At 62.9% G+C, this 12,801-nt stretch carries 10 protein-coding genes; 9 read left to right on the top strand and 1 reads right to left on the bottom strand.

What is annotated here, in order from left to right:
• Nucleotides 1-32: 32 nt before the first annotated feature.
• From murC to lpxC, 6 genes are all read left to right on the top strand, one after another.
• On the top strand, nt 33-1,442 hold the full coding sequence (murC, locus tag AACY13_RS03645) for a UDP-N-acetylmuramate--L-alanine ligase (RefSeq protein ID WP_339459997.1): 1,410 nt from the start codon (nt 33-35) through the stop codon (nt 1,440-1,442).
• On the top strand, nt 1,439-2,389 hold the full coding sequence (locus tag AACY13_RS03650; protein WP_339459375.1) for a D-alanine--D-alanine ligase: 951 nt from the start codon (nt 1,439-1,441) through the stop codon (nt 2,387-2,389). Before murC ends, AACY13_RS03650 begins: the two co-directional genes overlap by 4 nt.
• The gene (locus AACY13_RS03655; protein ID WP_445262532.1) at nt 2,390-3,268 is read left to right on the top strand and encodes a cell division protein FtsQ/DivIB; all 879 of its coding nucleotides are present in this window, start codon (nt 2,390-2,392) and stop codon (nt 3,266-3,268) included.
• 20 nt (nt 3,269-3,288) lie between these two features.
• Nucleotides 3,289-4,536 (top strand): cell division protein FtsA, encoded by a 1,248-nt coding sequence (gene ftsA, locus AACY13_RS03660; RefSeq protein WP_339459377.1) that lies wholly within the window; start codon nt 3,289-3,291, stop codon nt 4,534-4,536.
• Between the two features lie 43 nt (nt 4,537-4,579).
• Nucleotides 4,580-5,776 carry a cell division protein FtsZ gene (ftsZ, locus tag AACY13_RS03665; protein WP_339459378.1) on the top strand — a complete coding sequence of 399 codons (1,197 nt, stop codon included), beginning with the start codon at nt 4,580-4,582 and terminating at the stop codon, nt 5,774-5,776.
• 111 nt (nt 5,777-5,887) lie between these two features.
• Complete coding sequence (lpxC, locus tag AACY13_RS03670) at nt 5,888-6,799, top strand: UDP-3-O-acyl-N-acetylglucosamine deacetylase (protein WP_339459379.1); 912 nt, start codon at nt 5,888-5,890, stop codon at nt 6,797-6,799.
• 76 nt (nt 6,800-6,875) lie between these two features.
• Here the strand turns inward: lpxC and AACY13_RS03675 are convergent, their stop codons facing one another.
• Entirely contained in the window at nt 6,876-7,334 is a 459-nt protein-coding gene (locus AACY13_RS03675; RefSeq protein ID WP_339459999.1) for a DUF721 domain-containing protein, read from the bottom strand.
• Between the two features lie 217 nt (nt 7,335-7,551).
• Between AACY13_RS03675 and AACY13_RS03680 the strand changes: the two genes are divergently transcribed.
• From AACY13_RS03680 to argJ, 3 genes are all read left to right on the top strand, one after another.
• Nucleotides 7,552-8,478 carry a M23 family metallopeptidase gene (locus AACY13_RS03680; RefSeq protein ID WP_339459381.1) on the top strand — a complete coding sequence of 309 codons (927 nt, stop codon included), beginning with the start codon at nt 7,552-7,554 and terminating at the stop codon, nt 8,476-8,478.
• A 117-nt stretch (nt 8,479-8,595) separates the two neighbouring features.
• The gene (gene secA / locus AACY13_RS03685; RefSeq protein ID WP_339459382.1) at nt 8,596-11,328 is read left to right on the top strand and encodes a preprotein translocase subunit SecA; all 2,733 of its coding nucleotides are present in this window, start codon (nt 8,596-8,598) and stop codon (nt 11,326-11,328) included.
• 183 nt (nt 11,329-11,511) lie between these two features.
• Nucleotides 11,512-12,729 carry a bifunctional glutamate N-acetyltransferase/amino-acid acetyltransferase ArgJ gene (gene argJ, locus AACY13_RS03690; RefSeq protein WP_339459384.1) on the top strand — a complete coding sequence of 406 codons (1,218 nt, stop codon included), beginning with the start codon at nt 11,512-11,514 and terminating at the stop codon, nt 12,727-12,729.
• The last annotated feature ends 72 nt before the right edge of the window (nt 12,730-12,801 follow it).

Below are 12,801 nucleotides of genomic sequence, written 5' to 3' on the forward strand. Positions count from 1 at the left end.
CTCCCGCCGCTGCTCGTTCGGAAATCCGCCGTATGCGCCGCATTCGCCGCATCCACTTCGTCGGCATCGGTGGTGCCGGTATGTGCGGCATTGCCGAGGTGCTGCTCAACCTCGGCTACGAAGTCTCGGGTTCTGACCTCAAGGCCTCGGCCGTGACCGAACGCCTGGAAAGCTTCGGCGCGCAGATCTTCATCGGCCACAGCGCCGAAAACGTCGAGCAGGCCGACGTGCTGGTGGTGTCCAGCGCCATCAATACCGCCAACCCGGAAGTCGCCGCGGCCCTGGATCGGCGTATTCCGGTGGTGCCGCGGGCCGAGATGCTCGCCGAACTGATGCGCTATCGCCATGGCGTCGCGGTGGCCGGTACCCACGGCAAGACCACCACCACCAGCCTGCTGGCCTCGGTGTTCGCCGCCGGCGGCCTGGACCCGACCTTCGTCATCGGCGGCCGCCTGAATGCCGCGGGTACCAATGCCCAGCTCGGCACCAGCCGTTACCTGATCGCCGAGGCGGACGAAAGCGACGCCAGCTTCCTGCATCTGCAGCCGATGGTCTCGGTGGTCACCAATATCGACATGGACCATATGAGCACCTACGAGGGCGACTTCAACAAGTTGAAGAAAACCTTCGTCGAGTTCCTGCATAACCTGCCGTTCTATGGCCTGGCCGTGGTCTGCGTGGATGACCCGGTGGTGCGCGAGATCCTCCCGCAGATCGCCCGCCCGACCGTCACCTACGGCTTCGACGAAGGTGCCGATGTGCGCGCCATCAACGTGCGCCAGCAGGGCATGCAGACCTTTTTTACCGTGCTGCGCAGCGGCCGCGAGCCGCTGGACGTATCGGTCAACATGCCGGGCAACCACAACGTGCTCAATGCCCTGGCGACCATCGCCATTGCCAGCGACGAAGGCATCAGCGATGAAGCCATCGTTCAGGGCCTGTCGGGCTTTCAGGGCGTCGGTCGACGCTTCCAGGTCTACGGCGAGCTGCCGGTGGATGGCGGCAGCGTGATGCTGGTCGACGACTACGGCCATCACCCCCGCGAAGTGGCGGCGGTGATCAAGGCCGTGCGCGGCGGCTGGCCGGAGCGCCGTCTGGTGATGGTCTACCAGCCGCACCGCTTCAGCCGCACCCGCGACCTCTACGAGGATTTCGTCCAGGTCCTGGCCGATACCAACGTGCTGCTGCTGATGGAGGTCTATCCGGCCGGCGAAGAACCGATCCCCGGTGCCGACAGCAAGCACCTGTGCCACAGCATTCGTCAGCGCGGCCAGCTGGACCCCATCTATATCGAGCGCGGCGTCGATCTGGCCCCGCTGATCAAGCCGCTGCTGCGCGCCGGCGACATCCTCCTGTGCCAGGGGGCCGGCGATATCGGCGGCCTGGCTCCGCAACTGTTGCAAAGCACGCTGTTCACGGCGGCTGCAGGAAAGTCGAAATGAGTACAGATAGCCTGAAATCCCAGCTCCCGGTCACGTCCTTCGGTCGCGTTGCCGTGTTGTTCGGCGGCAAGAGTGCCGAACGCGAAGTCTCGTTGAAGTCCGGCAATGCCGTACTCAATGCCCTGCAGGGTGCCGGGGTGGATGCCTTCGGCATCGATGTCGGCGATGACTTCCTGCAGCGCCTGCTGGCCGAGAAGATCGATCGCGCCTTTATCGTCCTGCACGGTCGCGGCGGCGAAGACGGCAGCATGCAGGGCCTGCTCGAATGCGCCGGCATCCCGTACACCGGCAGCGGCATCCTCGCTTCCGCTCTGGCCATGGACAAGCTGCGCACCAAGCAGGTCTGGCAGAGCCTCGGTTTGCCTACGCCGCGTCATGCCGCATTGGCCTGCACGGCCGATTGCCAGGCCGCGGCGAGCGAGCTGGGTTTCCCGCTGATCGTCAAACCGGCCCACGAGGGGTCGAGCATCGGCATGGCCAAAGTCGCCAGCCTGGACGAGCTGATCGCCGCCTGGCAGGACGCCAGTCAGTACGACTCGCAGGTGCTGGTCGAGCAGTGGATCCAGGGCCCGGAATACACCATCGCCACCTTGCGCGGCCAGGTGCTGCCGCCGATCGCCCTGGGTACCCCGCACAGCTTCTACGACTATGACGCCAAGTACCTGGCCAATGACACCCAGTACCGCATTCCCTGCGGCCTGGATGCGGCCAAGGAGCAGGAGCTGAAACAACTCAGCGCTCGCGCCTGCGAGGCGGTCGGCACCCAGGGCTGGGCGCGGGTCGACGTGATGCAGGACGCCGCCGGTCAGTTCTGGCTGCTGGAGGTCAACACCGTGCCGGGCATGACCGACCACAGCCTGGTGCCGATGGCCGCCGCGGCCGCCGGCCTGGATTTCCAGCAACTGGTGTTGGCGATTCTCGCCGACAGCCTTGAGGCAAGGGGTTAAATCATGGTCGCCAGCTTGCGCCACCCGTCAGGCTCTTCCCGCGCGCCTCTGCGCGGCAAGCCTGTGCCGCGTGGTGCCAGCCGACTGGTGGCCAAGGAGCCGATCGGTGCGCGGGTGTGGCTGGCCAAGCCGCGTTTTTCTGGGATGGGTGCCTGGCTCAAGCGCGTCAGCTGGCCGCTGTTGCTGCTGGCCCTGGGCTACGGGGCGTACGACCTGTCGCTGCGCCTGCTGCCCTATGCCGACCGGCCGATCGCCAAGATCAGCGTCGAGGGCGACCTCAGCTATATCAGCCAGGAGGCGGTGCAGCAGCGTATCGCGCCGTTCGTTTCGGCCAGCTTCTTCAGCGTCGACCTGCTCGGCATGCGCCGCGAACTGGAGCAGATGCCCTGGATCGCCAGCGCCCAGGTGCGGCGGATCTGGCCGGATCAGGTGCTGGTGCGCCTGGAGGAACAGTTGCCGATCGCCCGCTGGGGCGACGAGGCGCTGCTCAACAACCAGGGCCAGGCCTTTGCGCCCAGCGAACTGGCCCATTACCAGAACCTGCCGCAGCTCTATGGCCCCAAGCGTGCGCAGCAGAAGGTCATGCAGCAATACCAAGTGCTCAGCCAGATGCTGCGGCCCATGGGCTTTAGCGTGACGCGCCTGGAATTGCGCGAGCGCGGCAGCTGGTTCCTCTCCACCGGGCAGGGCATCGAACTGCTGCTGGGGCGTGATCATCTGGTGGAAAAAATGCGCCGTTTCAGTGCCATCTACGACAAGACGCTGAAAGAGCAGCAAGCGAATATCGCGCGGATCGATCTGCGCTACGCCAACGGCCTGGCCGTGGCGTGGCACGAGCCGGTCGCGCCCACGGCGGCGCAAACCGCTGTCGTGCAGTGAATCAGGAGAAGGCAAGACTCATGGCAAATGTGCAGAGCGGCAAGATGATAGTGGGCCTGGATATCGGCACCTCCAAGGTGGTGGCGCTGGTCGGTGAAGTGAATGCGGATGGCCAACTGGAAATCGTCGGCATCGGCAGCCATCCGTCCCGCGGCCTGAAGAAGGGCGTGGTGGTGAATATCGAGTCCACCGTGCAGTCGATCCAGCGCGCCGTGGAAGAAGCCCAGCTGATGGCCGGCTGCCGCATCCACTCGGCCTTCGTCGGCGTGGCCGGCAACCATATCCGCAGCCTCAACAGCCACGGCATCGTCGCCATCCGCGACCGCGAAGTCAGCCCGGCCGATCTGGAGCGGGTGCTCGACGCCGCCCAGGCCGTGGCCATCCCGGCCGATCAGAGGGTGCTGCACACCCTGCCGCAGGATTACGTGATCGATAACCAGGAAGGCGTGCGTGAGCCTCTGGGCATGTCCGGCGTGCGACTGGAAGCCAAGGTGCACGTGGTCACCTGCGCGGTGAACGCGGCGCAGAACATCGAGAAATGCGTGCGCCGCTGCGGCCTGGAAGTCGACGACATCATCCTCGAGCAGCTGGCCTCGGCCTATGCGGTGCTGACCGACGACGAGAAAGAGCTGGGCGTGTGCCTGGTCGACATTGGTGGTGGCACCACCGACATCTGCATCTTTACCGAAGGCGCGATCCGCCACACCGCGGTGATCCCGATCGCCGGCGACCAGGTCACCAACGACATCGCCATGGCCCTGCGTACGCCGACCCAGTACGCCGAGGAAATCAAGATCCGTTACGCCTGCGCCCTGGCCAAGCTGGCCGGTGCCGGCGAGACCATCAAGGTGCCGAGTGTCGGCGACCGGCCGCCGCGCGACCTGTCGCGCCAGTCCCTGGCCGAAGTGGTCGAGCCGCGTTACGACGAGCTGTTCACCCTGATCCAGGCCGAGCTGCGTCGCAGCGGTTACGAAGACCTGATTCCGGCCGGCATCGTCCTTACCGGCGGTACGGCGAAGATGGAAGGTGCAGTCGAACTGGCCGAAGAGATCTTCCACATGCCGGTACGTCTGGGCATGCCCCAGGGCGTCAGGGGTCTGGCTGATGTGGTGCGTAACCCCATCTATTCCACCGGCGTGGGCCTGCTGATGTACGGCCTGCAGAAGCAGACCGATGGCATTTCCATGTCGGCCATCGGCAGTTACAGCGACGAACCCAAACAACCTGTGCTGGAACGGCTGAAACGCTGGGTCCAGGGCAATTTCTGATTTTGCAGTAGGCGTTACACCTAGAAAGTAAAGGAGAGGGAAAATGTTTGAACTCGTAGACAGCGCACCACAAAGTGCAGTCATCAAGGTCATCGGCGTGGGCGGCGGCGGCGGTAACGCAGTCAACCACATGGCGAAAAACAACATTGAAGGCGTTGAGTTCATCTGCGCCAACACGGATGCACAGGCACTGAAAAACATCGGTGCCCGCACCGTTCTGCAACTGGGCACGGGCGTGACCAAGGGCCTGGGCGCGGGTGCCAACCCGGAAGTCGGTCGCCAGGCGGCCATGGAAGATCGCGAGCGTATCGCCGAAGTGCTGCAAGGCACCGATATGGTCTTTATCACCACCGGCATGGGCGGCGGTACCGGTACCGGTGCTGCGCCAGTAATCGCTCAGGTGGCCAAGGAAATGGGCATCCTCACCGTTGCGGTGGTGACCCGTCCGTTCCCGTTCGAAGGCAAGAAGCGCATGCTGATCGCCGAGGAAGGTATCCGCGCGCTGTCGGAAAGCGTCGACTCGCTGATCACCATCCCCAACGAAAAACTGCTGACCATCCTCGGCAAGGACGCCAGCCTGCTGTCGGCTTTCGCCAAGGCGGACGACGTGCTGGCCGGTGCCGTGCGCGGTATCTCCGACATCATCAAGCGTCCGGGCATGATCAACGTCGACTTCGCCGACGTGAAAACCGTGATGAGCGAAATGGGCATGGCGATGATGGGCACTGGCTGCGCCAGCGGTCCGAACCGTGCACGTGAAGCCACCGAAGCGGCGATCCGCAACCCGCTGCTGGAAGACGTCAACCTGCAGGGCGCGCGTGGCATCCTGGTGAATATCACCGCCGGTCCTGACCTGTCCCTGGGCGAATACTCCGACGTGGGTAACATCATCGAGCAGTTCGCCTCCGAGCACGCCACCGTCAAGGTGGGTACCGTGATCGACCCGGACATGCGCGATGAGCTGCACGTCACCGTGGTCGCCACCGGCCTGGGCGCGAAAGTCGAGAAGCCGGTCAAGGTGATCGACAACACCGTGCAGGTGACGACCAGCAACGCTGCCCATACCCAGCAGGCCCCGGCTCAGGCTCGCGGCGAGCAGAGCGTCAACTACAAGGACTACGAGCGCCCAACCGTGCAGCGTCAGAGCCATGGCGGTGCGGCCACTGCGGCCAAGCTGAATGCGCAGGATGACCTGGATTACCTGGACATCCCGGCCTTTCTGCGTCGTCAGGCTGATTAATGGAATGTATCAGGAGCATTGGGCTGATTGGTGTTCAGCAAAGGCCGGTTCTGCTATTATCGCCGGCCATTGTTGAAAACAATTCGCAACTAGTGCTATAGCGGCCAAGCCATGATCAAACAACGCACCCTGAAGAACATTATCCGCGCCACTGGCGTCGGCCTGCATTCCGGGGAGAAGGTTTACCTGACCCTGAAGCCGGCACCCGTGGACACCGGTATCGTGTTCCGTCGTACCGACCTGGATCCTGTCGTGGAAATTCCCGCGCGCGCAGGCAATGTTGGTGAAACCACCATGTCGACCACTTTGGTCCATGGTGATGTCAAGGTGGATACGGTAGAGCACCTGCTTTCGGCCATGGCAGGCCTGGGCATCGATAACGCCTACGTCGAGCTCTCCGCATCCGAAGTGCCGATCATGGATGGCAGCGCCGGGCCCTTTGTATTCCTGATTCAATCCGCTGGCCTGCAAGAGCAGGACGCCCACAAGAAGTTCATCCGCATCCTTCGCGAAGTGACGGTCGAGGAGGGCGACAAGCGCGCCACCTTCGTGCCTTTCGAGGGCTTCAAGGTGACCTTCGAGATCGATTTCGATCACCCGGTGTTCCGCAATCGCACCCAGTCGGCCAGCGTCGACTTCTCCAGCACCTCCTTCGTCAAGGAAGTCAGCCGCGCGCGTACCTTCGGTTTTATGCGTGATATCGAGTTCCTGCGTTCGCAGAACCTGGCACTCGGCGGCAGTGTGGACAACGCCATCGTGGTGGATGAGTTCCGTGTATTGAACGAAGACGGCCTGCGTTACGAGGACGAGTTCGTCAAACACAAGATTCTCGATGCCATTGGCGATCTCTACCTGCTGGGCAATAGCCTGATTGGTGAGTTCAAGGGCTTCAAATCGGGGCATGCGTTGAACAATCGCCTGCTGCGTGCCCTGGTTGAGCAGCCCGATGCCTGGGAAGTGGTCACCTTCGACGACCCCAGTACGGCACCGATTTCGTATATGCGTCCGGTTGCGGCTGTGTAACGCAGAACCTTCTTTACTTTGCTTTTCGAGGCCACCTTAGGGTGGCCTCTTTTTTTCCTGAATTTAACCGCGATGCTCAGGTTTTGTTGTTCTGGCCATGCTTGGCCAGGCGTTCCAGGGCGGCGCGCAACTTGGGGTCGCTGATGCCGTCGGCGGTGGCCTGAATGTTTTCCGCGGCACTGTTCGACAGGCTAATAGTGCGACCGGGTGCACGCCTTTCGGCAGTCGGAGGTTGCACCTTGAACAGTATCTTCGTTAAGGTCGCGAATTCTTCGAGTGCCTGCAGCTGTTTCAACAAACGTTTTTGTTGATAGCGCAGGCGCGTGGCCCAGTGGCCGTCGGTGATTATCAGTAGCAGGCAGCCCTCACGCCAGGATGCGACGTGACAGTGTTCGCGGGCGGCGGGTTGCAGCTGGCTTTCAAGCAGGTGCTGTAGATGGTCGAGGCGTTGCGCCTGACTGAACAGCGCTTTCAGAGGCTTCACTTCGCGCATGAGCGCGGCGGTCGCTTTAGCCGGCAAAGGACGAAATGTCATGGCAGGACGCCTGTGAGAGTGGAGCCGCCATGGTAGCAGAATCCCTGCTGCCGACTTGGGCTCCACCTTAACGTGAGAGTCGCGTAGCGACGTCCTCCTGATGACCTTCTCCCTCCGGGAGAAGGTGGCGCGAAGCGCCGGATGAGGGGGCGGGTATGTCGCGAAGGCTTTCATCATTAGGGGGTGCCACTTGCGGCATGCCCGCTAGGGGGAAGCCTTGCAGATTATTTTGTTAAGTCGGCATCAGGGTGCCGCACGCACCTTGAGCCTGGATATGCGCTGGTTGCTGATGGCCGTGCTGCTGTTGGTGGGCGTGGCCGGTGTCAGCGGTGCCGCAGTCGGAGCCTGGTGGGCACCGGCCATCGTCGACCCCGCGGGCGAAGCCCAGATCAGCCAGGCCCTGGATCAGCAGCGCGCCGAGGTCACGGTGGTGCGCCGCGATGCACAGCGCCAGCTGGATGCCTTCGCCGCCCATGTCGCCGAGCTGCAGGCCCGTCTGACCCGCCTCGATGCCCTGGGCGAACGCCTCACCGAGCTGGCGGAGCTGGATGCCAGCGAATTCGACTTCTCCCTTAATGTGGGGCAGGGCGGTACCGAAGACGCCATGGGCGATGCGGCCTATGCCCCACCGCCCTTTATGGACGAACTGGATCGTCTGAGCCTGCGCCTGGACAGCCGTGAACAGCTGCTCGAGGTGCTCGAACAACTGATCGGTGAACGCCGCCTGAGCGAGGCCGAGTACTTGTCCGGCATGCCGGTGCGTCAGGGCTATATGTCCTCGCCGTTCGGTCGGCGCGTCCACCCCCTGACCGGTCGCAACACCCTGCACAAGGGCGTCGACTTTGCCGCCAAGCCCGGCAGTGACGTGGTGACCGTAGCCGCCGGCGTGGTGACCTTCTCCGGTCGCAAGTCGGGTTACGGCAATACCGTCGAAATCAGTCATGCCGACGGCTATGTCACCCTCTATGCCCACAACCAGAGCAATCTGGTGCAGATCGGTGATCTGGTGCAGCGCGGCCAAACCATTGCCAGGGTCGGCCGCACCGGCCGCGCCAGTGGTTACCATGTGCATTTCGAAGTCAGCCAGAATGGCCGCGTGGTCAATCCCGCCAGCTATATAGCGCGAGTCAGCGACGTCGAATAACGTCGCTTTCCTCATCTGCGTTTCCGGGTAGAATGCCCCCTTCGCACGCAGCCATGCAGGCTGCATGGGTCGCTTTCAAGTGCCCCTCAATCCATACGCCTGGAAGATCCTGTCGATATGTTTGCGCCTTTGTTGAAGAAACTCTTTGGAAGCAAGAACGAGCGTGAAGTCAAGCGCATGCTCAAGACGGTGCAAGCCGTCAATGCCTTCGAGGAGCAGATGCTCGCTCTCTCCGATGAGCAACTGCGTGCCAAGACCGATGAATTCAAGTCCCGTCTGGGCCAAGGCGAAACCCTCGATCAGCTGCTTCCGGAAGCCTTTGCCGTTGCCCGTGAGGCGGGCAAACGGGTGATGGGCATGCGCCACTTCGATGTGCAGTTGATCGGTGGTATGACCCTGCACGAAGGCAAGATCGCCGAGATGCGCACCGGTGAGGGCAAGACCCTGGTGGCGACCCTGGCGGTGTACCTCAACGCCCTGGAAGGCAAGGGTGTGCACGTGGTTACGGTCAACGACTACCTGGCCCGCCGCGACGCCAACTGGATGCGTCCGCTGTATGAATTCCTCGGCATGAGCGTGGGCATCGTCATCCCCTTTATGCCGCCGGAAGAGAAGCGCGCGGCCTACGCCGCCGATATCACCTACGGCACCAACAACGAATTCGGTTTCGACTACCTGCGCGACAACATGGCTTTCAGCCTGGAAGACAAATTCCAGCGCGAGCTGAATTTCGCCGTGATCGACGAAGTCGACTCCATCCTCATCGACGAAGCACGTACCCCGCTGATCATCTCCGGCCAGGCCGAAGACAGCTCGCGCCTGTATACCGAAGTCAACAAGCTGATTCCGCGCCTCAAGCTGCACGTCGAGGAAGAGGAGGGCGTGGTGACCCAGGAAGGTCACTACAAGGTCGACGAGAAGGCGCGCCAGGTCGAGCTGAACGAAGCCGGCCACCAGTTTGTCGAGGAAATGCTCACCGAGGTCGGCCTGCTGGCCGAGGGTGAGAGCCTCTATTCGGCGCATAACCTGGGCCTGCTGACCCATGTCTATGCCGGTTTGCGTGCGCACAAGCTGTTCAACCGCAACGTCGAATACATTGTGCAGAACAACCAGGTGCTGCTGATTGACGAACACACCGGCCGCACCATGCCGGGCCGTCGTCTGTCCGAAGGCCTGCACCAGGCCATCGAGGCCAAAGAGGGGCTGCCGATCCAGGCCGAGAGCCAGACCCTGGCCTCGACCACCTTCCAGAACTACTTCCGCCTGTACAAAAAACTGTCCGGCATGACCGGTACCGCCGATACCGAGGCCTTCGAGTTTCACCAGATCTACGGCCTGGCGGTGATCGTAATCCCGACCAACCGGCTTATGGCGCGCAAGGATTTCAACGACCTGGTGTATCTGACCCAGGAAGAGAAGTACGCCGCCATCATCACCGACATCAAGGAGTGCATGGCCCTGGGCCGGCCGATCCTGGTCGGCACCGCGACCATCGAAAGCTCCGAATACGTGTCCAACTTGTTGGAAAAAGAAGGCATCGAGCACAAGGTGCTCAATGCCAAGTTCCACGAGAAGGAAGCCGAGATCATTGCCCAGGCCGGTCGCCCGGGCGCGTTGACCATCGCCACCAACATGGCCGGTCGCGGTACCGACATCCTCCTGGGCGGCAACTGGGAAGTGGAAGTGGCGGCGCTGGAAAGCCCCTCGGACGAGCAGGTCGCGCAGATCAAGGCCGACTGGCAGAAGCGCCATCAGCAGGTGATCGAGGCCGGCGGCCTGCATGTGATCGCCTCCGAACGGCATGAGTCGCGGCGTATCGACAACCAGCTGCGCGGCCGTTCCGGTCGTCAGGGTGACCCGGGTTCCAGCCGCTTCTACCTGTCGCTGGAAGACAGCCTGATGCGCATCTTCGCCTCCGACCGGGTGAAGAACTTTATGAAGGCCCTGGGCATGCAGCCCGGCGAAGCCATCGAGCACCGCATGGTCAGCAACGCCATCGAAAAGGCCCAGCGCAAGGTCGAAGGGCGCAACTTCGACATGCGTAAGCAGTTGCTGGAATTCGACGACGTGGCCAACGAGCAGCGCAAGGTGATCTATCACATGCGCAACAACCTGCTCAGTGCCAGCGATATCGGCGAGACCATTGCCGATTTCCGCCGCGAAGTGCTGGACAACACCATCAACGAATACATCGCCCCGCAGTCGCTGCCCGAGCAGTGGGATATCGCCGGCCTGGAAGAAGCGCTGCAGAGCAGCTTCAATCTGCGCCTGCCGATTCAGCAGTGGCTCGACGACGACCAGAAACTTTACGAAGAAACCTTGCGCGAGCGCATTCTGCAGGCATTGGTCGACGCCTATAACGAGAAGGAAAACGAGGCCAGCGCCGAAGCCCTGCGCACCTTCGAGAAGCAGATCCTGCTGCGCGTGCTCGACGACCTGTGGAAAGACCACCTGTCGACCATGGACCACCTGCGTCACGGCATTCACCTGCGCGGCTATGCGCAGAAGAACCCCAAGCAGGAATACAAGCGCGAGTCCTTTACCCTGTTCCAGGAGCTGCTGGAGTCGATCAAGCGCGACACCATCCGCGTGCTCTCCCATGTCCAGGTGCGTCGCGAAGACCCGGCCGAGGAAGAGGCGCGTCTGCGCCGCGAAGCCGAGGCCCTGGCCGAACGCATGCAGTTCCAGCACGCCGAGACTTCGGCCCTGGCTCAGCCAGAGGCCGCCGAGGAGAGCGATGTGGCCGTCGCCGCCGCACCGGTGCGCACCGAGCCGAAGATCGGCCGCAACGAGCCGTGTCCCTGCGGCTCCGGCAAGAAGTACAAGCACTGCCACGGACAGGTCAACTAAACCGGCTGTGGGGCAATAACGCCAGGGCCTGCCTTTACGGCCTGCCGCTGACGATTAAAAAGGCGGGTTGAGCCCGGGCCGAACTTGGCTATGCTTGATTCGACTAGAAGAACGCCGCGAACGGTTTGACCGTTCGCGGCGTTTTACCATCGCATCACTCTTACCACTCAAGGAGCGTTTTCTATGGCTGTTGGTCTTGGCCCGCTGTCTACCCTGCACCCGGTTCCAGGTTTTGAGCTGGGCATCGCCTCGGCGGGCATCAAACGCCCCGGGCGCAAGGATGTGGTGGTGATGCGCTGTGCCGAAGAGGCCACGGTGGCCGGGGTGTTTACCCTCAACGCCTTCTGCGCCGCGCCGGTGATCCTGGCCAAGAAACGCGTGTCGGGCCAGGTGCGCTACCTGCTGACCAACACCGGCAATGCCAATGCCGGGACCGGCGAGCCGGGCCTGCAGAATGCCGCGCGCACCTGCGCCGCGCTGGCCAGGCTGGCCGGTGTCGATGAAGCCGCGGTGCTGCCATTTTCCACCGGGGTGATTGGCGAGCCGCTGCCGGTGGAGAAGATTGAGGGGGCCCTGCAGGCCGCCCTGGATAACCTCTCCGAGAACAACTGGGCCGAAGCCGCCAGCGGCATCATGACCACCGACACCCTGCCCAAGGGCGCGAGCCGTCAGTTCGTCCACGACGGCGTGACGGTCACCGTGACCGGCATTTCCAAGGGGGCGGGCATGATCAAGCCGAACATGGCCACCATGCTCGGCTATATCGCCACCGACGCCAAGGTTGCCCAGGGCGTGCTGCAGGACCTGCTGCGCGATGCGGCGAACAAATCGTTCAACCGCATCACCATCGATGGCGATACCTCGACCAACGACTGTTGCATGCTGATCGCCACCGGCAAGGCGGCGCTGCCCGAGATCACCCAGGCCAGCGGCGACCTGTTCGCCAAGCTCAAGGAAGCGGTGTTTGCGGTGTGCATGGACGTGGCCCAGGCCATCGTCCGCGACGGCGAGGGGGCGACCAAGTTTGTCACCGTGCAGGTCAATGGCGGGGCGACCCACCAGGAGTGTCTGGACGTCGGTTACGCGGTGGCCCATTCGCCGCTGATCAAGACCGCGCTGTTCGCCTCCGATCCGAACTGGGGGCGCATTCTCGCCGCCGTGGGCCGTGCCGGCGTGGCGCAGCTGGATGTCAGCCTGATCGACGTATTCCTCGGCGAGGTGTGCATTGCCAGCAAGGGTTGCCGCGCGGCCAGCTACAGCGAAGAGCAGGGCGCGGCGGTGATGGCCAAGGAAGAAATCACCATTCGCATCGAGCTGGGCCGCGGTGGCTGCAACGAGACGATCTGGACCACCGACCTGTCCCACGAGTACGTCAAGATCAACGCCGAATACCGGACTTAAGCGACACGCCGCCAGCCCGGTTTCCCACGCCCTGGCTGGCGGCGTGCAGTCGACTATTCCCGTTGTTTATGG

This window comes from Pseudomonas sp. EA_105y_Pfl2_R69, from assembly GCF_963970915.1.
Classification (GTDB): domain Bacteria; phylum Pseudomonadota; class Gammaproteobacteria; order Pseudomonadales; family Pseudomonadaceae; genus Aquipseudomonas.

Bases quoted from the DNA above. Each gene is read 5' to 3' on its own strand.
- murC (WP_339459997.1), top strand. From the start codon at position 33: ATGCGCCGCATTCGCCGCATCCACTTCGTCGGCATCGGTGGTGCCGGT.
- AACY13_RS03650 (WP_339459375.1), top strand. From the start codon at position 1,439: ATGAGTACAGATAGCCTGAAATCCCAGCTCCCGGTCACGTCCTTCGGT.
- ftsA (WP_339459377.1), top strand. From the start codon at position 3,289: ATGGCAAATGTGCAGAGCGGCAAGATGATAGTGGGCCTGGATATCGGC.
- ftsZ (WP_339459378.1), top strand. From the start codon at position 4,580: ATGTTTGAACTCGTAGACAGCGCACCACAAAGTGCAGTCATCAAGGTC.
- lpxC (WP_339459379.1), top strand. From the start codon at position 5,888: ATGATCAAACAACGCACCCTGAAGAACATTATCCGCGCCACTGGCGTC.
- AACY13_RS03675 (WP_339459999.1), bottom strand. From the start codon at position 7,334: ATGACATTTCGTCCTTTGCCGGCTAAAGCGACCGCCGCGCTCATGCGC.
- secA (WP_339459382.1), top strand. From the start codon at position 8,596: ATGTTTGCGCCTTTGTTGAAGAAACTCTTTGGAAGCAAGAACGAGCGT.
- argJ (WP_339459384.1), top strand. From the start codon at position 11,512: ATGGCTGTTGGTCTTGGCCCGCTGTCTACCCTGCACCCGGTTCCAGGT.